This is a genomic window from Streptomyces sp. YIM 98790, assembly GCF_011421595.1.
Taxonomy (GTDB): Bacteria; Actinomycetota; Actinomycetes; order Streptomycetales; family Streptomycetaceae; genus Streptomyces.
In genome coordinates this window covers 1-24,771 of sequence record NZ_WTLH01000008.1, presented here as the reverse complement: position 1 = coordinate 24,771, position 24,771 = coordinate 1, and the positions used below count along the sequence as shown (strand labels likewise).

Genomic DNA, 24,771 nt, shown 5'->3' with positions numbered 1-24,771 from the left:
GCCGGAACCGGTTCCGGCACCGGTCCCGGAACCGGTTCCGGCGGGGCCGGGCGCCGCCCCGCGGCGCACCCCGGCCGTGCCCGCAAGGGCCCGTCCGGGGCCGGACCGACGACACCAGGGAGCCTCATGCGCGTCACCATCGCCGACGTCGCCCGCGCCGCGGCCGTCAGCAAGACCACGGTCTCCCGGGTGCTCAACGGCAAGGACGAGGTCGACACCGAGACCGCCGAGCGGGTCCGCACGGTGATCGCCGACCTGGGCTACGTGCCCAGCTCACGCGGTGTCAACCTGGCCCGGGGCAGCAGCCAGACGCTGGCCATCCTGGTGCCCTCGCTCACCTGGCCCTGGGTCAGCGAGATGCTCCAGGGCGTGGCCGACGTGGTGGAGGCGCACGGCTACGGTCTGCTGCTCTTCACCTGCAACCGCGGTGAGGCGTCCATGGCGCAGTTCACCGGCCAGGTGTCGGCCCGGGCCTTCGACGGACTGCTCGCCATCGTCCCGGGCGACACCATGCCCGCCATCCAGACCCTGCACCGCCAGGGACTGCCGATGGTGATCATCGACGACCAGGGGCAGCGGCCCGCCCTGCCCTCGGTCGCCACCACCAACACCGAGGGCGGAGCCGCGGCGGCCCGTCACCTGCTGGACAGCGGGCGCCGCGCACCCATGGTGGTGCTCGGCCCGCGGCAGTTCGGCTGCGTCCGGGACCGGCTGGCCGGCTTCCGCGGCGTGCTCGCCGAAAGCGGCGTGGCGCTGCGCCCGGAGCTGATCCTGGACAGCGAGTTCACCCTGCCCTCCGGACAGGCCGCGGTCGAGCGGGCGCTGGCCGAGGGCAGGCGGTTCGACTCCGTCTTCGCCCTCAACGACCAGGCCGCGGTGGGCACGCTGCGCGCCCTGCGCGCCGCCGGGCTCCGCGTCCCGGACGATGTCGCGGTGGTCGGCTTCGACGACCTGCCGCTGGCCATCTCGGTCGACCCCCAGCTCACCACCGTGCGGCAGCCGATGCACGAGATGGGGGAGACCGCCGCCCGGATGCTGCTCGGCCATCTGTCGGGCACGCCGCTGACTCCCGAGCCCGTGGTCCTTCCCACCGAACTGGTGGTGCGGGCCTCGGCACCCGCCTGATCCCGCCCCGTCCTTCCCCGCCCGGTGGCGCCGCCCGCGCCCCGGTCCCCCGCCGTCGGCCCGCTCGCCGGGGCCGGCCCCGGCTCCGTGCCGGGCGGCCGGCCCGCCCCTCCCTGTCTCCGGCCCCCACCCGGTGAAGCACCACCCGCCCTGCAGAACCTCACCAGCAACATCAGCAGCACCAGCAACATCACCAGCACGAGCACCGGCGCCGGCAGCACCACAGAAACCACTGACGGCCGCCGGACCGGCGCCACGGCCCCGCCCCTCGCACCACACCAACCGGGAGCACACCCCATGAGACTCCGGACAAGATCCCGCACCACCGCCGCCCTCACGGCCGCGATCCTGGCCGCCGGCCTGCTGGCCGGCTGCTCCGACGCCACCACGGCGTCCGGCAGCGGAAACGGCGGCAGCGGCGTCCTCAACGTCGGCATGCCCAACGGCCCGCTCACCAACAACAGCAACCCGCTGCTGGAGACCTCGGCGGGCGCCTCGCTCGGCTACCGCGCCATGATCTATGAGCCGCTGGCCATGCCCAACGTCATCCGCCCCGATCAGGCGCCCAAGCCCTGGCTGGCCGAGGAGTACACCTGGTCGGAGGACTTCACGGAGCTCACCCTCACCGTGCAGGACGGCCCCGAGTGGTCCGACGGCGAGAAGTTCGACGCCCAGGACGTGGCCTTCACCCTCCAGATGATCAAGGACACCCCGGCGCTCAACCTGCACTCGATCCCGTACCAGGAGATCTCCGTCGACGGTGACACCGTCCACGTCACCTTCGGCGAGCCGCAGTTCGTCAACCAGGCCCGCATCCTGGAGACCTACATCGTCCCCGAGCACATCTGGTCCGGGATCGAGAACCCGGAGACCTACGACAACAAGGAGCCGGTCGGCACCGGCCCCTACACCCTGAAGTCCTTCACCCCGCAGACCGTCACCCTGGTCCGCCGCGACTCCTACTGGCAGGACCTGCCCGAGGTGAAGGAGCTGCGCTACACCTCCTTCAACGACAACAACGCCCAGACCACCTCGCTGGCCAAGGGCGAGACCGAGTGGTCCTTCGTCTTCATGCCGGACTACCAGGACGTCTACATCGCCAAGGACCCCGACCACCACCACCTGTGGTTCCCCACCGGCCTCGGCATCCATGGCCTGTGGATCAACACCGAGCGCGAGCCCTTCGACGACCCGGCGCTGCGCCGCGCCATCGCCAAGGTGATCGACCGCCAGGCCATCCACGAGCAGGCGCACGCCGGCCTCTACCCGGCCCTGGAGAACCCCACCGGCCTGCCGCTCCCGGCCGGTGAGCCGTTCCTCGCCCCCGAGTTCGCCGGCGTGGTGCAGGAGCCGGACGTGCAGGCCGCCAAGGACGAACTCGCCGATGCCGGTTACGAGCTCTCCGACGGCACCCTGAAGGACCCGGACGGCGACCCGGTCACCATGACCCTGACCGACCCGGCCGGCTGGTCCGACTACCTCACCGCGCTGTCGATCATCCAGGACAACGTCAAGGAAATCGGCATCGAGGCCAAGGTGGAGACCCAGACCGTGGACGCCTGGCGCAATGCCGTGGACACCGGCGACTTCGACGCGGTCCTGCACTGGGCCAACACCGGCCCCACCCCGTACGACATGTATCACCACATGATGAACGGTGACCTCTACCGTCCGCTGGGCGAGGCCTCCCCGGGCGGCAACTTCGGCCGCTTCCGCAACGAGGACGCCGACCGGGCCCTGGACGAGTACGCCACCGCCACCGACGAGGCCACCCGCACCGAGGCGCTGCGCGAGATCCAGCGCATCCTCGTCAACGAGGCGCCGGTGATCCCGACCGTGGCCGGCCCGGTCGGCGCCGAATACTCCACCAGGAACTGGGTCGGCTGGCCCGACGAATCCGACCCCTACGGTCCGCCGCAGCCCACCCAGCGCAACGCCCTCGACGTGGTGCTGCACCTCAGGCCCGCCTCCTGAGGACGGGGCCGCCGCCCCGTCCCGCCCGGTCCGGCCGGGACCCGCTTCCCCCGAGGCCCGCCTCCCCGCCTCGCGGCTCCCGGCCGGCCGGCCCCCGCCCTCCCGGCCCGCCCCCGGCCGTCCCCAACCCCGTGCCCCCATTCCCCGTAGCCGGCAGGAGAACCCCCGCGCCATGTCCGAGAAGACGACCACCGACCCGCCCGGCTCCCCGCCCGACGTGGTGCTGGAGGCCCGGGCGCTCACCAAGCACTTCCCGGTCCGCCGCTCGCTGCGCAGCCTGGCCGCCCGCCCCCGCGTCCGCCCCGTGGTGCACGCCGTGGACGACGTGTCGCTGCGGCTGCGGCGCTCCACCGTCACCGCGGTGGTCGGCGAATCCGGCTCCGGCAAGTCCACCATCGCCCGGCTGCTGGCCCAGCTCCACCCGGCGACCTCCGGGGAACTGCTGCTGGCCGGCCGGCCGGCCCGGGCGCACCGCGGGCGTGCCTTCCGGGCCTACTGCAAGCGGGTCCAGATGATCTTCCAGGACCCGTTCGGTTCGCTCAACCCCGTGCACACCGTGCGCTACCACCTCACCCGCGCGCTGCGCATCCACGGCCGGGCCGGCCGCACCCGCCAGGAACGCGAACAGGCCCTGGCCGGCCTGCTGGAACGGGTCCATCTCACCCCGCCCGGCCGCTATCTGGACTCCTTCCCGCACGAACTCTCCGGCGGGCAGCGGCAGCGGGTGGCCATCGCCCGCGCCATGGCCGCCGACCCCGAGGTGCTGCTCGCCGACGAACCCGTCTCCATGCTCGACGTCTCCATCCGGCTCGGCATCCTCAACCTCCTGCGCGACCTCAAGGAACGCCTCGACCTGGCCATCCTCTACATCACCCACGACATCGCCTCGGCCCGCTACTTCGCCGACGAAACCCTGGTGATGTACGCCGGACGCACCGTGGAGGGCGGCGACAGCGAGACCGTCACCCAGCGGCCCGCGCACCCCTACACCCGGCTGCTGATCGCCTCCGCACCGGACCCCGACCGCATCACCGGCCGGGACGGCGGACCGGCCGCCGTGGACGGCGAGGCCGGGGAGCGGGAAGGCGGCAACGGCGAGCCGCCCAGCCTGATCGACCCGCCGGCCGGCTGCCGCTTCCACCCCCGGTGCCCCCACGCCATGGAGCGCTGCCGCAGCCGGACCCCGCCCCGCTTCGCACTGGAGACGCCCGGGCACTGGGCCGCCTGCTGGCTCTACGACGACGGCGGCGGCACCACCGGCGGCGAGACCGGCGAGACCGGGGAGACCGGAGAGACCGGCGAGGCGGGGGACACCGGGGCGACCGCTGTGCCGCGGAAGGCGGGTGCGCCGGCGTGAAGTACCTGCTGCAGCGGATCGCCTTCTACCTGGCCACCGCCTGGGCCGCGATCACCCTCAATTTCCTCATCCCGCGGCTGATGCCCGGCGACCCGGTGCAGGCGCTGATCAACCGCTATCAGGGACAGCTCTCCACCGGTGCCATCGACTCCCTGCGCACCCTGTTCGGCCTGGAACAGGACCGCGCCCTGTGGCAGCAGTACCTGGACTACCTGGGCAATCTCTTCTCCGGCGACCTGGGCACGTCCTTCACCTACTTCCCCACCGGAGTGTCCGAGATCCTCGGCCAGTCCCTGCCCTGGACACTGACCCTGATGGGCATCACCACCGTCCTCAGCTTCCTGACCGGCACCGGCATCGGCATCCTGGCCGGCTGGCGGCGCGGCTCCTGGCTGGACTCCCTGCTGCCGGTCACCACCTTCTTCTCCGCCATCCCCTACTTCTGGCTCGGCCTGATCGCCATCGCCGTGCTCAGCGTCCAGTGGCCCCTCTTCCCGGCCTCCGGCGGCTACGACAACGGCCTGGTGCCCGGCGCGAGCTGGGAGTTCATCGGCAGCGCCGTCTACCACGGCACCCTGCCCGCCCTCACCATCGTGATCAGCTCGGTGGCCGGCTGGATCCTCGGCATGCGGAACATGATGGTGACCGTCGCCTCCGAGGACTATGTGCTGGTCGCCCAGGCCAAGGGCCTGCCCGAGCGCCGGGTGATGTACGCCTACGCCGCCCGCAACGCCATCCTGCCCAGCATCTCCAACTTCGCCCTGTCCATCGGCTTCCTCGTCGGCGGCACCCTGCTGGTGGAGATGGTCTTCTCCTACCCCGGCATCGGATACGTGCTGTTCCAGGGCGTGGTGGCCAACGACTACCCGCTGATGCAGGGCGTCTTCCTGATCGTCACGCTGGCCGTGCTGGCCGCCAACCTCCTGGCCGACCTGGCCTATCTGATGCTCGACCCACGCACCCGACGGGAGGCATGACCCATGGCTGCCCAGCCCACCGGCACGGCGGTGGCCGGCGCCGCGCCGCCGCCCGCCCGCGGGCGCCGCGACCGGCTGCGCTTCCTGCGCAACCGCAAGACCGCCACCGGCCTGGCCATCATCGGCGTGTTCGTGCTGCTGGCCGTCACCGGCTCCTGGCTCGCCCCGTACGACCCGTCCGCCCGCTCCTCCGACATCCTCCAGCCGCCCTCCCTCGCCCACCCCTTCGGCACCACCCAGACCGGGCAGGACATCTTCTCCCAGATCCTGGTGGGCACCCGCGGCGTGCTGGTGGTCGGCTTCACCGCCGCGCTGATCGCCTCGGTGCTGTCCATCCTGATCGGTGTCACCTCCGGCTATCTGGGCGGCAAGGGGGACGAGGTGCTGTCCTCGGTCAGCAACGTCTTCCTGGTCATCCCCGGGCTGCCGCTGATCATCATCATCGCCAGCTTCCTGCCGGACACCGGCGACCTGGCCATCGCCGCGGTCATCGGCATCACCGGCTGGGCCTGGGGGGCCAGGGTGCTGCGCGCCCAGACCCTCTCGCTGCGCAACCGCGACTATGTCCAGGCGGCCCGCGCCACCGGCGAGTCCACCTGGCGGATCGTGGTCTTCGAACTCCTGCCGAACCTCACCGCGGTGATCGCCTCCGGCTTCATCGGCACGGTCATCTTCGCGGTGCTGGCCAACATCACCCTCGCGTTCATCGGCGTCGCCGACATCTCCCACTGGAACTGGGGGACGGTGCTGTTCTGGGCGCAGTCCAACCAGGCACTGGCGCAGGGCGCCTGGTGGTGGTTCGTGCCCGCCGGGCTGTGCATCGCACTGCTCGGCACCGCCCTGGCCCTGATCAACTTCGGCATCGACGAGTTCGTCAACCCCCGGCTGCGCACCCCGGGCCGGCAGGACCGCCGGGTGGCGATGCGGGTCGGCTTCACCCCGGTCGTCACCGGCGTCACCGGACCGGCCGGCAGGGACAGCGCGACGGACACGGCAGGCACGGCAGCCACGGCAGGCACGGCAGGTACGGCAGGTACGGCGGGCACGGCGCGCGAGGAGCGGAAGCGATGAGCAGCGGGACCACCACCCGGGAACAGGACCGGGACCAGCGGCGGGACACGGCGGCGCGGCACCGGGCCGGTGGCGCGGTGCTGGAGATCCGCGGCCTGAGCGTGGACTACGGCCTCGGCCCGGACGCCGTGCGGGCCGTCACCGGCATCGACCTCACGCTGCGCCGCGGCGAGATCCTCGGCCTGGCCGGCGAGTCGGGCAGCGGCAAGTCCACCCTGGCGTACGGCCTGACCCGGCTGCTTCCGCCGCCCGGCGTGATCACCGGCGGCCAGGTCCGCTACCACGCGCGGGACGGCGGGACCACCGACATCCTCGCCCTGTCGCCCGAGCAACTGCGCGCCTTCCGCTGGCGGGAGATCTCCCTCGTCTTCCAGGGCGCCATGAACTCGCTCAACCCGGTGCACACCGTGCGCAGCCAGCTCACCGACGTGCTCGCCGCACACCGCCCGGACATGAGCCGGGCCGCCCGCCACGCCCGCGCCGCCGAACTCCTCGCCCTGGTCGGCATCTCCGCCGACCGGCTGGGCAGCTACCCGCACCAGCTCTCCGGCGGCATGCGCCAGCGGGTGATGATCGCCATGGCGCTGGCCCTGGACCCCGAGGTGGTCATCCTGGACGAGCCCACCACCGCGCTGGACGTGGTGATGCAGCGGCAGATCCTCAGCCGGCTCGCCCGGCTCCGCGCCGAGCTGGGCTTCTCCGTCATCTTCATCACCCACGACATCTCGCTGCTGGTGGAGTTCTCCGACCGGATCGCCATCATGTACGGCGGCCGGATCGTGGAACAGGCCGACGCCCGGGAGATCTACCGCTCGGCGCTCCACCCCTACAGCCACGGCCTGCTGCACTCCTTCCCGGCGCTGCACGGGCCGCGCCGGGAACTGGCCGGCATCCCCGGCTCCCCGCCGGACCTGCGGACCATGCCCGCCGGCTGCGCCTTCCACCCGCGCTGCCCCCGGGCGTTCGCACCCTGCGCGGAACGCGTGCCCCCGCTCCTTCCCGTCCCCCGGCCCGCCACCCCGGACCCCGGCGCCGCCGCACCGGCCGCCGCCGGGGCCGGCCCGGAACCCGCCGTCACCGCGCCGCCCGCGGGGGACCGTGCCCCCGACCGCACGGTCGCCTGCTGGCTGCACACCGACACCGACCAGCGATTCGGAGACTCATGACCGCCGCCCCGTCCCACACCACCGCACCCGCCGGACGGCCCGTCGCCCAGGCCGTCGGCGGCCTGCCCGCGGACTTCCGCTGGGGAGTCGCCACCTCCGCCTACCAGATCGAGGGCGCCGCCCGCGCCGACGGCCGTACCCCGTCCATCTGGGACACCTTCTGCCGGGTGCCCGGCGCCGTGGCCGGCGGCGAGAACGGCGACACCGCCTGCGACCACTACCACCGGATGCCCGAGGACGTGGCGATGATCGCGGACCTGGGTGTGGACACCTACCGGTTCTCGCTGGCCTGGCCGCGCATCCAGCCGCACGGCAGCGGACCGGCCAACGCCCGCGGCCTGGCCTTCTACGACCGGCTCGTCGACACCCTGCTGGAGCGCGGGATCACCCCCTGGGTGACCCTCTACCACTGGGACCTTCCGCAGGAGCTGGAGGACGCCGGCGGCTGGCCGCACCGCGACACCGCCCACCGCTTCGCCGACTACGCCGGTCTCGCCCATGCCGCGCTCGGCGACCGGGTGCGGCACTGGACCACCCTCAACGAACCCTGGTGTTCGGCCTGGCTGGGCTACTTCACGGGCGAACACGCGCCCGGCCGCCGGGACTTCGGGGCCGCCATGCACGCCGTGCACCATCTGCTGCTCGGGCACGGACTGGCCGCCCGGCGGCTGCGCGAGATGGCCGGGACGCCCGGGGCGCCCGGGACCGCCTCCGCCCCCGGCCTGGAACTGGGCATCACCCTCAATCTGGGCCACGGCGTGCCGCACACCGACTCCCCGGCGGACGTGGCCGCGGCCCGGCGCGCGGACGGCATGGGCACCCGGCTCTATCTCGACCCGCTGGTGCACGGCCGCTACCCCGAGGACGTGGTGGCCGACCTGGCGGACCGCGGAGTGCGGCTGCCGGTGCGCGACGGCGATCTGGCGGCCATTTCCGCCCCGCTGGACGTGCTCGGCGTCAACTACTACTCCAGCCACCGCTTCTCCGGCACCGACGAGCACGGCGCGGAGACGGACGCGGACGGCCGGCCGGTGGTGCGGGACGTGCCGCACGGCCTGCCGCGCACCGCCATGGGCTGGGAGATCGTGCCCGAGGGACTGACCGCGCTGCTGCTGCGGCTGCACCGCGATTACGGACTGCCCACCGTGATCACCGAGAACGGCGCGGCCTTCGACGACCGCCCGGCGGCCGACGGCTCGGTGCCGGACGCCGACCGGATCGCCTATCTGGACCAGCACATCCGGGCGGTGGCGGCGGCCCGGCAGGCGGGCGCGGACGTCCGCGGCTACTTCGCCTGGTCGCTGATGGACAACTTCGAGTGGGCCTACGGCTATGCCAAGCGGTTCGGCATCGTGCGGGTGGACTACGACACCCAGCGCCGCACGGTGAAGGACAGCGGCCACTGGTACCGCGACACGATCCGCGCCACCCGGGGGCGCTGAGACCCGCGCGCGCCGGGAGCACGCGCTCCGGTCCCGCCCTCCTCCCTCCCCGGTCCGCCGCCGGAATCCGTCGCCGCCCGTGCCGGCGGCGGACCGGGATGTCCCGTCAGATGTGCGGCCCACGGAAACAGCAAGCGTCCAGCATCTCGCCAGAGGGTGACGGGCGTGCTACGTTCCGGTGCTGGGAGCGCTCCCATCCCGTTCACGTTCGTGTCCGACGTGAGGAGGCCCGCCGCATGTCCCTTCTCGACGACTGGTTATCGCGCCTGGGACGGGGCCGCCGCAGAGGCCGTCCGGCCGTGGCCGCCGTGACCGCCGTGGCCGCCGCACTGCTCGCCGCCCCCGCGCTGGCGGTGGCCGTCGCCGCCCCCGCCTCGGGGGCGGAGGGCCGGGACGGCCGGCCCTCCGGTGCGGGCCGCAGCCACCACGCGCGCGTGGACAACCCGTACGCCGGAGCCCGGGTCTACGTCAATCCGGAATGGGCCGCCCGCGCCGAGGCCCATCCCGGCGGCGAAGCCGTCGCCGGCGAGCCCACCGCCGTCTGGATCGACAGCGAAGCGTCGATCCACGGACCGGGCGGCGAGGGCGGCCGCTTCATGAGCCTGCGCGACCATCTGGACGAGGCACTGGCCCAGGACGCCGGCCTGATCCAGCTCGTGCTGCACAACCTGCCCGGCCGTTCCTGCGCCCGCCCGGCCTGGCACGGTGAACTCGGCCCGGAGGAGATCGACCGCTACCGCACCCGCTTCATCGACCCGATCGCGGACATCCTCGGCGACCCGGCGTACGCCTCGCTCCGGGTGGTGGCCGTGGTGGAGCCGGAAGCGCTGACCGGCCTGGTGCTCAACACCCCGCCACGGCAGGCGGCCACCGTGCTGTGCGAGACCATGAAGTCCAACGGACACTACCTGGCGGGCATCGGCTACGCGCTGGACCGGCTGGGCGACCTGCCCCACGTCTACAGCTATCTGGACGCCGGCCATCACGGCGCACTGGGCCGGCCGGACGACCATGTCCCCATGGCCCAGCTCTTCTTCCAGGCCGCCACCACTGCCGGGGCCCGGCCCGCCGATGTCCACGGCTTCACCGTCAATCTGGCCGGCTACGGCGTGCTGCGGGAGCAGTTCCTCGGACTGACCGACACCGTGCGCGGCACGCCGGTCATCCAGTCCCGGTGGATCGACGGGAACCACCACCTCGGCGAACTCTCCTACGCCCGGGCCCTGCGCCGGCAGCTCATCACCTACGGTTTCGGCTCCCGGATCGGGATGATCGTCGACACCTCCCGCAACGGCTGGGGCGGCCCCGCCCGGCCCGCCGGGGCGGCCCCGACGACCGATGTGGAGAGCTACGTCGACGGCAGCCGGCTGGACCGGCGGCACAGCGCCGCGCACTGGTGCAACCAGCAGGGCGCAGGGCTGGGCGAGCGGCCGGCGGCGGGCCCGGAGCCGGGCGTCGACGCCTATGCCTGGCTCCGGCCGCCCGGGGAGTCCGACGGCTCCGGGGAGTACCGGCCCCACACCGGGGGGCGGCAGGCAGACCCGCTGTGCGCGCCCCGCCACCGGGGGCGTCCGACCGGGGCGCTGCCCGGAGGGCCGCCGGCCGGACACTGGTTCCCGGCCCACTTCGAGCAGCTGCTGGCCAACGCCCATCCACCGCCATGAGGCCCCGGGGCGGCAGAACAGGGAGGGAGCCGCCCCGGCGAGGTGAGCCCCGCCGCCGTCCCCGGTCCCGCGGACCCGGCGGGGCTCACTCCCGCTCCGCCCGCCGGGCCGCGCCCCGCTGCTCAGGCCCGGCGGGCCATCTCCTCGGCGACGGCCCCGATCAGCCCGGCGGATTCCGCCGGCCCCAGGGCATGCCGCCGAAGCTGCTCGGCAGCCTCCCGGTAGGGGCGGGCCGCGTCGCCGTCCTGGATCAGCATCCGGCCGTCGCGCTGCTCGGCGCAGCCGTACTCGGCGCGCGGCGGACCGGGGTAGCCGAAGAGGCGGAAGCCGCCGCCGGCGCCGGCCGTGCCCGCGTGCGCGCCGCGCGCATACGGCACCACCCGCACCGCCGGCCGCGGGCGGGCGGCCAGCCGGGCAAGCCGCCGCAACTGCTGGGCGTGCACGGCGGGGCCGCCCACCGGGCGGTGCAGCACCGCCTCGTCCAGCACGCAGACCAGCGCCGGGCCGCCGGGGCGGACCAGCTGTTCCTGGCGCCGCATCCTGATCCGCACCGCCCGCTCCAGATCCGCGTCCGTGTCCGCGTCCGCGTCCGCATCCGTCTCCGTCCCGGTGCGCGGGCCGGGGACGCCGCTCAGCACGGCACGGGCGTAGCGCTCCGTCTGGAGCAGATCCGGCACCAGCAGCGGGCTGAACTCGAAAACGGTCGCCGCGGAGGTCTCCAGATCGATCAGCTGCGCCAGCGGCCCGCCGGCCACCCCGGGCTGCTGCCACCAGCCGCGCCGCCGGCTCTCCCGGTTCAGCTCCAGCAGGCCGGTGAACTCCGCGTGATCCTCTGTCACGCCGTAAAGCCGGAGCAGTTCGACCAGCTCGGGGCGGCTGAGCGGACTGCGCCCGCTCTCCACCCGGCTGATCTTGGAATCGTCCGCATCGATGCAGGCGCCGGCGGTGTCCTGGGTCACCCCGGCGCGCTCCCGCAGCCGCCGCAGCTCCATGCCGAGCCGGTACCTGCGCACCGTCGCCACTGGCCGGGCCATCCCCGCCTCCTCGTTCCGTTCGCGCGGGCCCAGTGTGCCCGCGGCCCCGGAGTGCGAGTCTGCGTTCTCATGGGACGCCACTCGAACGAGTGAGAAATGCAGATTCTTACTCAATCCTCTGTTGCCGTTTCCCACTTCGCCCCATGCTGGAGTGCCTGCGCTGCCCGTCGATGCGCAGCCGCCGCGCTGGAGGTACCCGATGTCCGTCACCGAACCGCTGGCCGAAGACCAGCGCTCCTACGCCTGGGACCTGCTGGTCCGCCCCCGGGAGATCGAGCGATGGCGGAACGAGGTGGCCGGCGCGCTGCGGTCCATGGGGGCCGCCCCGGAAGCGGTCGGCCTGGCCCGGCTCGGCATCTCCGAACTCCTCAGCAACGTGGTCAAGCACGTCCCCGACCCGCGCTGCAGGCTCCACGTGCTGCGCGCCGGCGACGCCGTCCTGGTCCAGCTGCACGACCGCTCCCGGGCGATCCCGGTCATCCCCGCCGAGGAGCCCGATCCGGAGAGCCCCACCGGGCGCGGCCTGTGGCTGCTGCGCCAGATCGCCACCGCCCTCGGCTACACCGAGACCGCCGACGGCAAGGCCGTGTGGTTCCGCACCCCCCTCCGGCCGGACCCGGACCGGGAGCCGTTCCCGGCCTGACCCGGGCCGCTGCGGCCGTCCGCGCCAGGGCGCTTCGCGCCGTCGCGCAGCCGCCGCCGTCCCGTTCGTCCGTGTCTTCCGTGCCGTCGCCCGGCCGCGGCCGGGCGACGCGGCCGGGCGCGCAGCCGGGCAGCCGGCGCAGCACCCGCCCCACGGCGGCGGTGAACCGGTCCCGGTCCCGCACCTCCGGGACCGCCGGCCCGCGGGAGGGGACGCGCGGACCGGCGGGCGCGGCCCGGTCCGCCTCGCGCGGGCCGGGCCGACGCCGGTCATCCGGACGGCCGTCAGCTGAGCGTGACGGTCGTCGGGCTGGGGTTGCTGCCGGAGTAGCTGGCGTTGAAGCCGACGCGGACCTCGCCGCCGTCCGGCACGTTGGCGTTCCACGACGCGCTGGTGCAGGTCACCGTGGCGCCGCTCTGCGAGCAGGTGCCGTTCCAGGACTGGGAGATCTGCTGCCCTCCCGGCCAGGTCCAGGTGACCTGCCAGCCGCTCAGCGAGGAGCCGTCACAGGAGATGACCACTTCGCCGGTGAAGCCGCCGGGCCACTCGTTGAGCACCTGGTAGGTCGCCGAGCAGCCGTCGCCGGTGCCGCCGGTGCTGCCGCTGGAGGTGCTGCCGGTGGTGTTCGTCCCGGTGGTCTCGCCGGTGGTCGAGCCCTGCGTGGTCCCGCCGTCGGTGGTCGTGCCGCCGTTGGTGGTGGTCCCGCCGTTGGTGGTGGTCCCGCCGTTGGTGGTGGTGCCGCCGTTGGTGGTGGTGCCGCCGGAGCCGCCCGGGTCCTCCGCGTTCTGCGCGAGCTCGTAGGCGATGTCCGGCAGGAACTGGCCGGCCGAACCGGCGCATCCGTCCGCCTCGCCCGGCGGCTTCACCCACAGGAAGGCGTCGATCTGCGGATCACCGGTGTTGGCGGTCGGTGCGCGGCCGGTGCCCCGGCCGCGCGGGTCGCACCACTCGCTGTCCGGGGCGGGGCCCCGGCCGTTGCGCGAGGTGTCGATCACGGCGCCCAGTCCCGAGCCGCCCAGCTGGTTGAGGACCGACTTGGCGAAGCTGACCTCGTCCGGGGTCGGCCGGTAGTTGGAGACGTTGCTGTAGATGCCGTCACCGTTCTCCACCACGCCGGCGGCGCGCAGCCGGTCGGCGATGGTGCCCGCGGGGTTCCAGGCCGAGTGCCCGGCGTCGTAGTAGACCTTGGCCTGCGGGTTGGCCTGGTGGATGACCCGGCCGGCCCGGGACAGCGAGGCGTTGCGGTCGGACAGCTCCTGGCTGTCCAGGCAGGAGATCAGCGCCAGCGAGTCCGGCTCCAGGATCACGATGACCGGGTCGTCGCCCAGGCCCGCGGCGAAGCCGTCGACCCAGGAGTCGTAGGCGGAGAAGGTCGGGGCGCCGCCGGCCGAGGCGCCGCCGCAGTCACGGTTGGGCAGCATGTAGGCGACCAGCACCGGGGTCTGGCCGGCCGCGGCGGCCGGGCCGGTGACGGCCTGCACGTCCTGGGTCACCGTGGAGGGGCGGTAGTTGGAGAACCAGATGCCCTGCGGACGGTCGCCGATCACCTGGCTGATCAGCGGCTGACGGGAATCCGAGGGGTTGGCCGCCACCCAGCGGGCCACCTGGGAATCCGGATCCTTGTAGAAGACGGTGTCGGACGGCAGCTCGGCCGAGGCCTGCTGCGGCAGGGCGACCATCAGGCCGCCGATCACGGCGGTGGCGATGCCGCCGACCAGGGCGGCCAGCCGTTTCCGCCGTGAACGGTGCTTGCGGCTCACTTCATTCACTTCGCTACTCCGCATCCTTGTCCCGTGGGGGGCGCCGCCGGCCCATGACGGAGGGGACGACGGCAGGGTCGCGATGGGAGCGCTCCCATGATCTGGGAGGCTACAACGGACCATCGAAGCTGTAAACGAATCCCGCAGCAATCCATCGAAGCATTCGACGACTTCGGCCACCCAGGGCCCCGGCCGCAGCCGGCGTCCCGCGCCGTCCGGGGGCGCCGCGCCCCGCCCGGCGGGGCACACGGCACCGGCTCAACCGGCTTAACCGGTCCGCCGAAGAGTGTCCGAGGGGGACGTGAACTGCCGCCGTGCATCTGCCGGCTCAGCCTTCCCAGGTTCGAGTCCTGGCGCCGAACAATCCGAGAACAGCCCCTGACCTGCAGCAACAGGTCAGGGGCTGCGGCGTGTGCGGACTGCGGCGAGGGCCGGACTGTCTCGCCCCGGTGCCGGCCGTTGTCACGGTTGCCGGGGCGTGTGGCCCGTCTGCGGGCCGGGCCACGGCCGCGGTCCGCCGCTGCGGGCGCACCGCTACGGGTGTGCCGGGAGGTCACATGTTGCCTCCCCTGTTGAGCCAGCAGCGGATGGAGCCACCCTGGTAGATCACGACATAGTCGGCCCTGCCGTCGCCGCTGATGTCCCGGAAGGCGGATTTGTCTCCCGGATATCCGGTCGCGTTGACGAAGTTCAGCTTCTCGACGAATCCGGGGCCGTGCCCGCCGGAGGGGTCCCCGGGAGAGGAGCCGCGCCGGTTGAGGTAGGCGTGGACGGAACCGTCCGAACCCACCATCAGATAGTCGGCCCTGCCGTCGCCCTCCACGTCGGCCAGGCGGAGCTTGTCGCGGGAGCCGTAGGAGACCCCGGGCGCCCAGTTGCGCCACTCGCGCCAGTGGATCAGGCCGTCGTCCCCGAGGGTGTTGAGATAGGCGTGCACGGCCCCCTGTTCGGAGACCCTCAGGTAGTCGTCGCGGCCGTCGCCGTCGACATCGGCGAAGCGGATCTGCTCCCGGGTCGCTCCGGAGACACCGGGGGCGATGAGACCTCTGGGGCTCCACCGGATCCGGCCCTTGTCGACGCCCTGGTTCTCGTAGGCGACGACCGAGGAGTCGGGTCCGAGGTCCAGCAGGTCGTCGCGGCCGTCGCCGTTGATGTCCGCGAAGCGCACGCCCGCGCCGGAGCCGGGGACGCCGGGATCGGTGGCCCCGACACCGGAGTCGATCTCCACCCAGTCCGGCCGGCCCGGCTCACCGGGCGTGTTCAGGGCGGCGCGCACCTCGCCGTGGTCGGAGATCCGGACGTAGTCGGCACGGCTGTCGCCGTTCAGCTCGACGAGGTCGGTGCGGCCCTCGGGATAGGTCATGCCCGGGGCGATCACACCCAGGGAGCGCCAGCCCGGACCCGCCGCGCTCTCCGGCTCCTCGGGCGGGGTGCAGGAGCCACCCGGGCCGGGGGCCGCCACCGGGTCCTCGATCCAGCCGTCTCGCACTGCGTCGGCGATCGCTCCGTAGAAGACGTGGCCCATGGTGAGGTAGCCGGAGTCGCCCGGGTGCGCGGGCTGGGCGAGGTCCCTGGGAGTCACCAGGCTCATGTCCACCAGCCGCACGTGTTTGCCCTGGTTCCGCCGCTCCTCGACGATCCCGGGGAGGGCGGCGTTGTAGGCGTCGATGCGGGGTTGCAGTCCCTCCTTGGCGGCGGGGACGAGGGTGGCGACGAGCACCGTCGCGTCGGGCGCGTCCCGGAGGATCTGATCGATGAGCTCGCCCATTCTCTCCGGGGCCGTGACCAGGTCGTGGTTCTGGTTCATGTCGTTGGTCCCGGCATGCAGGGTCACCACGTTCGGCCGGTACTGCCGTACGGGGCAGCGGGCGGCCGTGGCGATCTCGTCGATCCGCCGGCCGGAGTGGCCCTGATGGTCGCCGTCGGCCACGTCCCCCGAGCGGAGCGAGCCGACGAAGTCCGTGGTGCCCGTCCGGCCGGCCAGGAGGTCCCACAGCGTCCTGCGGTAGCCGGCGCCGTGGCTGCTCCCCTCGCCGGCGGTGATGGAATCGCCCAGCGGCATGACGCGGAGGTGGCGCGCGTCGAGGGCGTCGCCGGCCAGGTCCGTGGGCGGGAAGGAGTACCGCACCGGCAGGTGGTCGGACATGTGGAGGGCCAGCACATGGCCCGTCAGCGCGAGGCTGTCCGTGCTGCGCACCATGTAGTCCAGTCTCTTCTGCGGATTCGTCGCCGGATGCGTGGGCGCGGCGGGATCGCAGACGACCAGTCCGAGGTCGTCCGGGAGGGCCTCCCTGAGGCTGTCCGGCTCGCGGTTGAAGTCACCCAGCGCGACCCAGGTGAAATCGTCGTCCTCGTCCTCCGCCAGAGTCACGGCGTCGTCGATGTTCTGGAGCAGCCGGCTCACGTCTCCGCCGCCGTTCCCAGCGCTGCCGTGCACGCTGAAGTAGTAGTCGGCGCCGATCCGGATGCCGAGTGCCGGCCGGTACGGTCCCTCGACGACCTCGACGTGATCGGCCCGGGAGGCCGAGACCAGTGCGAGGTTGACCCGGTTCCCCGCGGGGTCCGTCTGGAGCCAGTAGACGTAGAGGCCGGGCCGTGTCTGCGTCCCCTGCCAGAGATACTCCTCCACCGTCCACTGCCGGCCGCCGGGGACCGTGACGGCGAAGGTGTTGTTCCTGCGCGCGCTGGACGGAACGGTGCCGGCCTCCTGCAACGCCACCAGCCGGTACGCGGTCATCAGCGTGGCCACGCCCTCGTTCCACTTGTTCTCGGAACTGTGGTTCGATCCCTGGAGATTCCAGGTGCCGACGTAGTGCGACGTGGGATTGGCGGCGCCGGCCGGTTCCGGCACGGCGGCGAGCAGGCCGAGCGCCAGGGGAACCACGGCCAGGCCCCGGATCACCAGGGCTGTGATGCGGCTGCGCATCGGGACTCCTCACAGGGTGATCAGGCGGCGGACCGTGCCCGGGCGTGGTCCCGCGCGGACAGGTACGACTGCACGCCCATGGCCATGGCCGGGACGTGCTCGCGCATCAGCCGCTGGTAGTGCACGGCGCGCGGGTGGCGGTGATCGACCGTGAACTCCCCGACCAGGGAGAACCAGGTGGCGGGCACGGCGCCCGCCCTGACCATGCGCTCGACCGCCACCGCGTGGGTCTCCGCGGTGAGGCTCGCCGAGGCGTCCGCCACGAGGTACACCTCGTAGTCCTGGCGCAGCGCGCCCAGCACGGTCTGGAGGACGCAGCCCTCCGTGGACACCCCGGCGATCGCCAGCCTCCGGCGCCCGGTCGCGGCCACGGCGCGGGCGAAGTCCTCGTCGAGGAAGGCGTTGAAGTTCCCTCCGCGTTCGATCACCGGGTGGTCGCCGAGCACCTCCCGGAGCCCGGGGTAGAGCGGGCCCGAGGGCTTGTCCGGCAGACCGTTGGTCACCACCAGGCCGCTGCCGTACCACAGGGCCGCCTTGGCCAGGCCGACCACGTTGGAGATGTGCTCGGCCACGTCGTGGGAGCGCAGCACGTTGGCGAAGCCGACGGCGTGGTCCACGAGGACGATCGTGGTGTTGTCGGGGGTGAGCGGTTCGGGAGTCATGGCAGAGCACCTCTCGCTCCTAGTGAACACTTGGTCATTAAGACCGTAGCAGCGCTACTGACCGCTTGTACACTACGAGGGTGAGCAGCCCTCCCACGTCCGAGAAGCGCATCCGCGCCCCCGAGGCCCGCAAGGCGGCCATCCTGGCGGCGGCGGGCACCGTCTTCGCCGAGCGCGGCTACGCCCGCGCCACCATCCGCGAGATCGCCCGGCGCGCCGGCGTCACCCACGGCCTGGTCATGCGGCACTTCACCTCGAAGGAGCGCCTGTTCGTCGCCGCGATGCCCGGCACCCGGGACTTGGGGGAGCTGCTGCCGGGCAGTCCGGAGACGCTCCCCGACCGCATCGCGCGGGCATTCGTCGAGCGGATGGAGCGGGCCGACGGCACCGACCCCTTCATCGCCCTGATCCGCAGCGCCGCCTCCGACGAGCAGGCGGCGACCAGGCTCTACCTGGCGATGCGGGAGAAGAGCGCCGACGCCTACCGCACCGTCGTCGAGGGACCCGGCGTCGAGGAGCGTATCGACCAGCTCGCCGCCCACCTGATCGGCGTGACGTTCAGCCGCTATGTCGTCCGAAGCGGCCCGCTCGCGGAGATGCCCCCCGAGCGGCTCGTCCGCCACCTGACGCGGGTGCTGCGGTGCATCCTCCAGGAGGAGGCGGACTGACCTCCCGGGGCCCGCCGCGGACCGCCGGGCCAGGCCGGTGCCCGGTCAGGTGCCGGCCGGCCAGCCCGGTGAGGCGGTGGGGACGGGGGCCGGGCGTCCTTGCGGGGGATGCCGCCGCCCGGGCCCGAGGTGGGCCGCGAAGGGCCTCCGGGAGCCCTTGCCGAGAGAGGAAGACCGCAGGCCGGACCTGGGTCGATGTGGTGTCCGAGGGGGGACTTGAACCCCCACGCCCTTAACGGGCACTAGCACCTCAAGCTAGCGCGTCTGCCATTCCGCCACCCGGACGCGGTGTCGTGACCGGGGAAACCATAGCAAAGACCCGCGGTGCGCGATCACCGGCGCGGGCCGCGGCAGCAGGCGCCGGAGCTGCGGCAAAGCTCCTTGGGCCGGACGGGGTGCAGGGGAGAGGATGAGGACACCCCAGGAAAGAGGAGGACAACGTGAGCGACGCAGCCGCGGCGGAGGGCACCGGTTCGGCGGGCACGGCGGAACGGGAGGTGGTGGACCTGTGCCGCGACCTGATCCGCATCGACACCAGCAACTACGGCGACGGTTCCGGGCCGGGGGAGCGGGCCGCCGCCGAGTACGTGGCGGAGAAGCTCGCCGAGGTCGGCCTGGAGCCGCAGATCTTCGAGTCGCGCCCCGGCCGCGCCTCCACCGTGGTCCGGATCGAGGGCGCCGACCCGTCCCGTCCCGGGCTGCTGATCCACGGCCACACCGACGTGGTCCCGGCCGACGCCGACGACTGGACCCACCATCCGTTCTCGGGCGAGATCGCCGACGGCTGCGTCTGGGGCCGGGGCGCGGTGGACATGAAGGACATGGACGCCATGACCCTGGCCGTGATCCGCGACCGGGTGCGCAGCGGCCGGAAGCCCCCGCGGGACGTGGTGCTGGCCTTCCTCGCCGACGAGGAGGCAGGCGGCGTCCACGGCGCCCGCCATCTCGTGGACCACCACCCCGGGCTGTTCGAGGGCGTCACCGAGGCGATCAGCGAGGTCGGCGGTTTCTCCTTCACGGTCAACGAGAAGCTGCGGCTGTATCTGGTGGAGACCGCCCAGAAGGGCATGCACTGGATGCGGCTGACGGTCGAGGGCACGGCCGGGCACGGCTCGATGACCAACGACGACAACGCCATCACCGAACTGTGCGAGGCCGTGGCCCGGCTGGGCCGCCACCGCTTCCCGGTCCGGGTCACCAAGACCGTCCGCTCCTTCCTGGACGAGCTCTCCGACGCGCTGGGCACCGAACTGGACCCGGAGAACATGGAGGAGACCCTGGCCCGGCTGGGCGGCATCGCCAAGATCATCGGCGCCACGCTGCGGAACACCGCCGCGCCCACCCAGCTCCAGGCCGGCTACAAGGTGAACGTCATCCCCGGACAGGCCACCGCCGCGGTGGACGGCCGCTTCCTGCCCGGCTTCGAGGAGGAGTTCCTGGCGGATCTGGACCGGGTGCTCGGCCCCCGGGTGAAGCGGGAGACGGTGCACTCGGACAAGGCCCTGGAGACCACCTTCGACGGCGCGCTGGTGGACGCCATGCAGACCGCGCTGCAGGCCGAGGACCCGATCGCCCGTGCCGTGCCGTACATGCTCTCCGGCGGCACGGACGCCAAGTCCTTCGACGACCTGGGCATCCGCGGCTTCGGCTTCGCGCCGCTGAAGCTGCCCCCGGAGCTCGATTTCGCGGGCATGTTCCACGGTGTGGACGAGCGGGTCCCGGTGGAGGGGCTGCGCTTCGGCACCCGGGTGCTGGACCGCTTCCTGGATCTGTGCTGAGAGCGGCCGGGGACCGGGACGGTGCTGGACCGGGGCCGTATCGCACCGGAGTGATCTTCGTGTAATCACTCAGCCGTGCGGATCTACTCAGGACGGGTGAATGCGTCCGTGGGATCGTAGCTTCATTCAAGGCCCCTCGTTACTCGTGGTGCCCCCCAGTTGGGGCTGCTATGTCAACGAGGAGGAAGAATGATCAAGAAGGTCGTCGCTGTCGCGGCTGCCACCGGCGGTCTGATGCTCGCGGGTGCGGGTGTCGCCGTTGCCGATGCCGGCGCCCAGGGTGCGGCCGTTCACTCGCCGGGTGCCATTTCCGGCAACGTGATCCAGGTCCCCATTCACATCCCGGTGAACGCCTGCGGCAACACGATCAACATCATCGCGCTGCTCAACCCGGCCTTCGGGAACGTTTGCATCAACTCCTGATGCCGTGCCCCGTTCACTGAGGGCTTGACGCAGGATCGCCCCGGAGTGCGTCCAAGCGCTCCGGGGCGGTCGGCATTCCCCGGCGCGCCACGCACTCCGCGCGGCAGCGCGAACAGAATTCCTAGGCAAAACGATCCAAGGGAACAACCATGCGACAGGTCACGAAGAAGGGCCTGGTCACCTTCGTCGCCGCGGGCGGCGTGCTGGCCATGACGGGGGGCGGCTCGGCATACGCCGACGCCGGTGCGATCGGCAGCGCCGAGAACTCCCCGGGCGTCCTGTCCGGCAACACGGTTCAGGCGCCGGTCCACGTGCCGGTGAACGCCTGCGGCAACACCATCAACGTCGTCGGCGCGCTCAACCCGGCCTTCGGCAACACCTGTGTGAACGCCTCCGACGGCGGACACGGGCACCACGACGGGCACGACGGCGGGGGCTCCACGGCGCACGGGGAGTCCCAGGGCTCGCCCGGAGTGGCCTCCGGCAACACGGTTCAGGCGCCGGTGCATGTGCCGGTGAACGCCTGCGGCAACAGCGTGAACGTCGGCGGTGCGCTCAACCCCTCCTGGGGCAACGAGTGCGCCAACACCGATTCGCCCGGCCACCCCGGGAATCCGGAGCAGCCGGAGCAGCCGGGCGGTCCCCGCGAGCCGGGTGAGCCGAACGAGCCCGGAGAGCCCGGCCAGCCGAACGAGCCGAACGAGCCGAACGAACCAGGAGCGCCGAACGAGCCGGACGAGCCGGGGTACCCCGGTGAGCCCGGCGGCGAGAACCCGGGCGGCGGCCACGGCGGCTATGGCGGCGGTGACGACGGCGGGGACGGATACACCGGGGCCGAGGGCGAGTCCGGCGGCTCCCAGCCGGTTCCGCACATGGGCGGCACCGAGCACGTCGACGGCGGTGAGCTGGCCGCCACCGGCACCGGCCCGCAGCTCGGCATGGCCGCCCCGGTGGCCCTGGGCCTGCTGGCCGGCGGCGCGGTGCTCTACCGGCGGGCGCGCGCGGCACAGGTGCGCTGACCGCGGAGGCGGCGGCCGGCGCGCCGCCGCGCAACGCCGTTCATGGAGTGGACTCCGCCGCGGAGTCCACTCCATTGGTCCGTTCGGTCCCGGCCCGATCGGACCGATCGGCCCGATCGGCCCGATCGGTCCGATCGGGTGAGCGCGTGTCCGGGCGCTCTCCGTCCCGGCGCGGGCGGGCGGCCGGCCGGTCACCAGGTGGCACGCAACTGACGGATGATGCGCCGCCGCAGCCGCACCGACCGGCTGCCGTCCGGATGAAGACGCAGTCTGTACAGCTCCCAGTGCCCGTATTCGGCGTGATCGGTCAGCAGTCGGGTGGTGGCGCTGCGGGAAACCCCGCGCGGCACGTACACATCGCGAAATTCGTATTCCGGCATCGAATCTATTGTGCGCGCAGGGGCCACTTGCGGATACCGTCTGCACCATGTCTGATGCTGTGCAGCCCACGGCTGCCGATGTCCGAGCCGCGGTCGAGGCACTCAAGGACGCCCTCGACCGGCATCTGGCGGCCGTCGAAGGACGGGCCTCCGGCACGGCCGGGTCCGGGGCGGACGCCGCCGTGTTCTCCGCGTTCAATGAGCTGGCAGCAGCCGGTGAGGTCTACGACGAGCTGCTCTACGACGTCTACGACGAGGTCACCCCGTTCGAGGTGCCCGCGACGGACGGTCCCTCCCGGTACGAGGGTCCGGAGGAGCCCGAGGCGCTGAGCGTCTTGATCCGCCGGGACTACCTGATCGACGACCCCAGACGGCTGACGGCCCAGGCCGAGCGGATCACCGAGCTGGATCCCGAGTCGGTCGACGAGGAAGCAGCGGAGGAGGTGGGCGCCCGGCACAGCGTGTACGCCGCCATCGGGGTGCTGTTCGGCGAGTTCGAGCCGGACGAGATCGCCAGCAGGCACAAGGAGTTCGGCCTGGAGGAGGCGGACGCCACGACCTGGGTCGCGGCCCTGGAGGAGCGTCCGGAGCCGGGCGAATGGCTGTCCGCGCCCTTCGACGCCATCGACCCGGAGCAGGTGGTGTGCCGGTTCGACGTCAGTGAGGCGTTCGACGAGGAGGAGCTCGACGCCGACGACCGCTGAGCGCGGCCGGCCGGGCAGCGCACGGCGGCAGACGGAAAGCGTGGCGGAGGCGGGGCCCGCGGCCCCGCCTCCGCCACGCCCCGCGGTGACGCCCCGCGGTCAGGGTTCCAGCCGCTGCTCCGCCTGCTGGCTGCGCAGCAGGCCGGCCAGGCGGGTGGTACGGGCCTGTGCGGCGGGCGGCGCGGCCACGGCGCGGGCCAGCCCGGGACCCATCCCCTGCACCACCGACAGATGGCGCCCGGCCCGGCCGAACGCGGTGTAGACCCAGGTGCGGTCCACCGAGCCCTCCGCATCCCCCGGCAGCACCGCCACCACCGCGGGCCAGTGGCCGCCGGCGGCCTGGTGGGCGGTGAGCGCCCAGCCGGGGCGGACGAGGTCCGCCACCCGGGACGGCGGCACGGTGATCCGCTCCCCGGAGCAGTCCAGCAGCAGCCCCGCCGGGTCGGCGGAGAGCACCGTGCCCTCCCGGCCCAGGCCCGCCGCGGGGGAGAACAGCACCCGGTCGCCCGGGTCGAAGCCGCCGAACCGGCCCGGCCCGGCGTTCAGCCGCTCCTTGAGTGCCCGGTTGAGCACCCGCGTCCCGGCGGCGCCGCCATGGCCCGGGGTGATCACGCGGATGTCCGCCGCGGACACCCCGAAGGCGCGCGGGATGGACTCGGTGACCAGCTGCACCGTGCGGTGCACGGCCTCCCCGGCATCGCGCACCGGGACCACCACGACCTCCCGGCCGGGTGCCGCCACCTGGTGGAGCTCGCCCGCACCGATGCCGGAGACCAGCTCGCCCAGCGGGCCGGGGTCGGGCGTACGGGAGGCCACCCGGGGGCAGACCCGGGCCGCCGCCACATCGGCCAGCACCCGGCCCGCCCCGGCCGGGCCCAGCACCTGCGGGTCCCCGGCGAGGATCAGCCGGCAGCCGTCCGGCAGCGCCTCCACGAGCTCGGCGGCGGCCTCGGTGTCCAGCCGGGGCGTGTCCAGCACGGCCAGCAGGTCGAGCGCCAGCATGCCCTCCTCGTCCCGCCCCGGCCCCTCCCGGCCGGACAGCAGGCCGGGGACGGTGAGCGTGATGCCCTCCGCGGCCCCCTCGCCGGCCGTCCCCGCCGGCGTGTCCGGGCGCAGGGTGTGGACGGCGGCCCAGGCCCGCAGGCCCAGGGAGCGGGCGGCCCGCACCACGGCCAGCGGCTCCGCCCGGGACGCCTCCCCGCCGGTGTGCACCACCAGGGCGTTCTCCGCGACCGCCCGCAGCAGCTCGGCGGCGGACGGGGAGGGGGCACCGGATGCGGCCAGCCGCTGCCAGGCCGCCAGCGGCGGCCGGGCCGCGATCCCCGCTCCCGCCTCCGCGTCCGGCCCGGACCCGTCCGGATGCCCGTCCAGCCGGTGCTCCGGGGCGGCACCGGCGGCCGGGGGAAGGAAGGTGGCGGCCAGCCGGGCCAGCCCCTCCGCCAGGGCCTCCTCGGCCACCGCGTACCGGTCCAGGCCGAGCAGGGCGGCCGGGCCCAGCCCGTCCTGCTTCGCCTCCTCCTCCGGGGCCTGCCCGCCCTCCGGGCCGGGGCCCCGGGCGTCCGCCGGGTCCGCCGGGTCCGCGTCCGGCGCATCCTCCGCGGTCTCCGCGAGCGGATCCCGGAAGACCAGCAGGGCACCGGACTCCACGGCGATCCGCAGCGCCTGCTCCGGATCGGGCACCGCATGCCGGGCCAGCTCGGCCCGGACCGCCTCCGGCCGCAGCACGGTGTGCCCGGCGCGGGCCGCCCGCTCCAGCAGCCAGCCGGCCAGCGCCTGGATGCGGCGCTCGTCCCCCGGACCGCAGCCGGGGCCGAGCAGTGCCCGGGCGAAGCCGTCGGCCTGCTCCGGCCGCACTCCGGGAACGGAGAGCAGCTGCCAGGGATCGGCCCGCAGCACCGCCGCCGCCTCGGCGCCCAGGGCCCCGGCCACCGGGCCGGCCAGCGCGGCCGGTGCGCCGCCGGACTCCAGCAGCTCGGGCAGGCCCTCGGGCACCGGCAC

Annotated in this window: 20 protein-coding genes and 1 tRNA gene; 14 read left to right on the top strand and 7 right to left on the bottom strand. The window is 73.4% G+C overall.

Translation table 11 applies throughout. The features are described from left to right. Positions 1-126: 126 nt before the first annotated feature. The 8 genes from GQS09_RS02780 to GQS09_RS02745 all read left to right on the top strand — a co-directional run bounded on the left by GQS09_RS02780 (position 127) and on the right by GQS09_RS02745 (position 10,776). Entirely contained in the window at positions 127-1,125 is a 999-nt protein-coding gene (locus tag GQS09_RS02780; RefSeq protein WP_165984348.1) for a LacI family DNA-binding transcriptional regulator, read from the top strand. A 297-nt stretch (positions 1,126-1,422) separates the two neighbouring features. Further along, positions 1,423-3,099: an ABC transporter substrate-binding protein gene (locus GQS09_RS02775; RefSeq protein WP_165984347.1), complete on the top strand. Its 1,677-nt coding sequence runs from the start codon at positions 1,423-1,425 to the stop codon at positions 3,097-3,099. A 172-nt stretch (positions 3,100-3,271) separates the two neighbouring features. Continuing rightward, positions 3,272-4,456 (top strand): ABC transporter ATP-binding protein, encoded by a 1,185-nt coding sequence (locus GQS09_RS02770; RefSeq protein WP_165984346.1) that lies wholly within the window; start codon positions 3,272-3,274, stop codon positions 4,454-4,456. Then, positions 4,453-5,433, top strand: coding sequence for an ABC transporter permease (locus GQS09_RS02765; protein ID WP_165984345.1), 981 nt, complete (start codon positions 4,453-4,455; stop codon positions 5,431-5,433). Before GQS09_RS02770 ends, GQS09_RS02765 begins: the two co-directional genes overlap by 4 nt. Before the next feature lie 3 nt (positions 5,434-5,436). After that, the gene (locus GQS09_RS29010; RefSeq protein ID WP_165984344.1) at positions 5,437-6,504 is read left to right on the top strand and encodes an ABC transporter permease; all 1,068 of its coding nucleotides are present in this window, start codon (positions 5,437-5,439) and stop codon (positions 6,502-6,504) included. Then, positions 6,501-7,670 carry an ABC transporter ATP-binding protein gene (locus GQS09_RS29005; RefSeq protein ID WP_165984343.1) on the top strand — a complete coding sequence of 390 codons (1,170 nt, stop codon included), beginning with the start codon at positions 6,501-6,503 and terminating at the stop codon, positions 7,668-7,670. The genes GQS09_RS29010 and GQS09_RS29005 overlap by 4 nt, the downstream gene beginning before the upstream one ends. Continuing rightward, on the top strand, positions 7,667-9,112 hold the full coding sequence (locus GQS09_RS02750; protein ID WP_165984342.1) for a GH1 family beta-glucosidase: 1,446 nt from the start codon (positions 7,667-7,669) through the stop codon (positions 9,110-9,112). The genes GQS09_RS29005 and GQS09_RS02750 overlap by 4 nt, the downstream gene beginning before the upstream one ends. A 236-nt stretch (positions 9,113-9,348) precedes the next feature. Then, on the top strand, positions 9,349-10,776 hold the full coding sequence (locus tag GQS09_RS02745) for a glycoside hydrolase family 6 protein (protein ID WP_165984341.1): 1,428 nt from the start codon (positions 9,349-9,351) through the stop codon (positions 10,774-10,776). Between the two features lie 122 nt (positions 10,777-10,898). Here the strand turns inward: GQS09_RS02745 and GQS09_RS02740 are convergent, their stop codons facing one another. Beyond that, positions 10,899-11,810 carry a helix-turn-helix transcriptional regulator gene (locus tag GQS09_RS02740; RefSeq protein ID WP_165984340.1) on the bottom strand — a complete coding sequence of 304 codons (912 nt, stop codon included), beginning with the start codon at positions 11,808-11,810 and terminating at the stop codon, positions 10,899-10,901. 199 nt (positions 11,811-12,009) lie between these two features. On the opposite strand from GQS09_RS02740, the gene GQS09_RS02735 reads away from it, so the two are divergent. Continuing rightward, positions 12,010-12,453: an ATP-binding protein gene (locus GQS09_RS02735; RefSeq protein WP_165984339.1), complete on the top strand. Its 444-nt coding sequence runs from the start codon at positions 12,010-12,012 to the stop codon at positions 12,451-12,453. A gap of 284 nt (positions 12,454-12,737) precedes the next feature. On the opposite strand, the gene GQS09_RS02730 is transcribed toward GQS09_RS02735, so the two are convergent. From GQS09_RS02730 to GQS09_RS02720, 3 genes are all read right to left on the bottom strand, one after another. Further along, positions 12,738-14,222 (bottom strand): glycoside hydrolase family 6 protein, encoded by a 1,485-nt coding sequence (locus GQS09_RS02730; protein ID WP_313895961.1) that lies wholly within the window; start codon positions 14,220-14,222, stop codon positions 12,738-12,740. 544 nt (positions 14,223-14,766) lie between these two features. Continuing rightward, positions 14,767-17,139 (bottom strand): GDSL-type esterase/lipase family protein, encoded by a 2,373-nt coding sequence (locus GQS09_RS02725; RefSeq protein WP_165984337.1) that lies wholly within the window; start codon positions 17,137-17,139, stop codon positions 14,767-14,769. A 20-nt stretch (positions 17,140-17,159) separates the two neighbouring features. Beyond that, complete coding sequence (locus GQS09_RS02720; protein WP_165984336.1) at positions 17,160-17,801, bottom strand: isochorismatase family protein; 642 nt, start codon at positions 17,799-17,801, stop codon at positions 17,160-17,162. A gap of 80 nt (positions 17,802-17,881) precedes the next feature. On the opposite strand from GQS09_RS02720, the gene GQS09_RS02715 reads away from it, so the two are divergent. After that, the gene (locus GQS09_RS02715; protein WP_313895960.1) at positions 17,882-18,469 is read left to right on the top strand and encodes a TetR family transcriptional regulator; all 588 of its coding nucleotides are present in this window, start codon (positions 17,882-17,884) and stop codon (positions 18,467-18,469) included. A gap of 198 nt (positions 18,470-18,667) precedes the next feature. Here GQS09_RS02715 and GQS09_RS02710 read toward each other — a convergent pair. Then, a tRNA-Leu gene (locus GQS09_RS02710) sits at positions 18,668-18,754 on the bottom strand. 155 nt (positions 18,755-18,909) lie between these two features. Between GQS09_RS02710 and GQS09_RS02705 the strand changes: the two genes are divergently transcribed. From GQS09_RS02705 to GQS09_RS02695, 3 genes are all read left to right on the top strand, one after another. Further along, entirely contained in the window at positions 18,910-20,247 is a 1,338-nt protein-coding gene (locus GQS09_RS02705; protein ID WP_165984335.1) for a M20/M25/M40 family metallo-hydrolase, read from the top strand. A 189-nt stretch (positions 20,248-20,436) separates the two neighbouring features. Further along, positions 20,437-20,670 (top strand): chaplin, encoded by a 234-nt coding sequence (locus tag GQS09_RS02700; RefSeq protein WP_165984334.1) that lies wholly within the window; start codon positions 20,437-20,439, stop codon positions 20,668-20,670. A 149-nt stretch (positions 20,671-20,819) separates the two neighbouring features. Next, positions 20,820-21,689 (top strand): chaplin, encoded by an 870-nt coding sequence (locus GQS09_RS02695; protein ID WP_165984333.1) that lies wholly within the window; start codon positions 20,820-20,822, stop codon positions 21,687-21,689. 191 nt (positions 21,690-21,880) lie between these two features. Here the strand turns inward: GQS09_RS02695 and GQS09_RS02690 are convergent, their stop codons facing one another. Then, entirely contained in the window at positions 21,881-22,069 is a 189-nt protein-coding gene (locus GQS09_RS02690) for a DUF5703 family protein (protein WP_165984332.1), read from the bottom strand. 47 nt (positions 22,070-22,116) lie between these two features. Here GQS09_RS02690 and GQS09_RS02685 point away from each other — a divergent pair, with 47 nt between their 5' ends. Next, entirely contained in the window at positions 22,117-22,773 is a 657-nt protein-coding gene (locus tag GQS09_RS02685) for a hypothetical protein (RefSeq protein WP_165984331.1), read from the top strand. Positions 22,774-22,872: 99 nt separating this feature from the next. Here the strand turns inward: GQS09_RS02685 and GQS09_RS02680 are convergent. Then, on the bottom strand, positions 22,873-24,771 hold a 1,899-nt coding region (locus GQS09_RS02680), incomplete at its 5' end, for a helix-hairpin-helix domain-containing protein (RefSeq protein WP_165984330.1).

Bases quoted from the DNA above. Each gene is read 5' to 3' on its own strand.
- GQS09_RS02780 (WP_165984348.1), top strand. From the start codon at position 127: ATGCGCGTCACCATCGCCGACGTCGCCCGCGCCGCGGCCGTCAGCAAG.
- GQS09_RS02775 (WP_165984347.1), top strand. From the start codon at position 1,423: ATGAGACTCCGGACAAGATCCCGCACCACCGCCGCCCTCACGGCCGCG.
- GQS09_RS02770 (WP_165984346.1), top strand. From the start codon at position 3,272: ATGTCCGAGAAGACGACCACCGACCCGCCCGGCTCCCCGCCCGACGTG.
- GQS09_RS29010 (WP_165984344.1), top strand. From the start codon at position 5,437: ATGGCTGCCCAGCCCACCGGCACGGCGGTGGCCGGCGCCGCGCCGCCG.
- GQS09_RS29005 (WP_165984343.1), top strand. From the start codon at position 6,501: ATGAGCAGCGGGACCACCACCCGGGAACAGGACCGGGACCAGCGGCGG.
- GQS09_RS02750 (WP_165984342.1), top strand. From the start codon at position 7,667: ATGACCGCCGCCCCGTCCCACACCACCGCACCCGCCGGACGGCCCGTC.
- GQS09_RS02745 (WP_165984341.1), top strand. From the start codon at position 9,349: ATGTCCCTTCTCGACGACTGGTTATCGCGCCTGGGACGGGGCCGCCGC.
- GQS09_RS02740 (WP_165984340.1), bottom strand. From the start codon at position 11,810: ATGGCCCGGCCAGTGGCGACGGTGCGCAGGTACCGGCTCGGCATGGAG.
- GQS09_RS02735 (WP_165984339.1), top strand. From the start codon at position 12,010: ATGTCCGTCACCGAACCGCTGGCCGAAGACCAGCGCTCCTACGCCTGG.
- GQS09_RS02725 (WP_165984337.1), bottom strand. From the start codon at position 17,139: ATGCGCAGCCGCATCACAGCCCTGGTGATCCGGGGCCTGGCCGTGGTT.
- GQS09_RS02720 (WP_165984336.1), bottom strand. From the start codon at position 17,801: ATGACTCCCGAACCGCTCACCCCCGACAACACCACGATCGTCCTCGTG.
- GQS09_RS02700 (WP_165984334.1), top strand. From the start codon at position 20,437: ATGATCAAGAAGGTCGTCGCTGTCGCGGCTGCCACCGGCGGTCTGATG.
- GQS09_RS02695 (WP_165984333.1), top strand. From the start codon at position 20,820: ATGCGACAGGTCACGAAGAAGGGCCTGGTCACCTTCGTCGCCGCGGGC.
- GQS09_RS02690 (WP_165984332.1), bottom strand. From the start codon at position 22,069: ATGCCGGAATACGAATTTCGCGATGTGTACGTGCCGCGCGGGGTTTCC.
- GQS09_RS02685 (WP_165984331.1), top strand. From the start codon at position 22,117: ATGTCTGATGCTGTGCAGCCCACGGCTGCCGATGTCCGAGCCGCGGTC.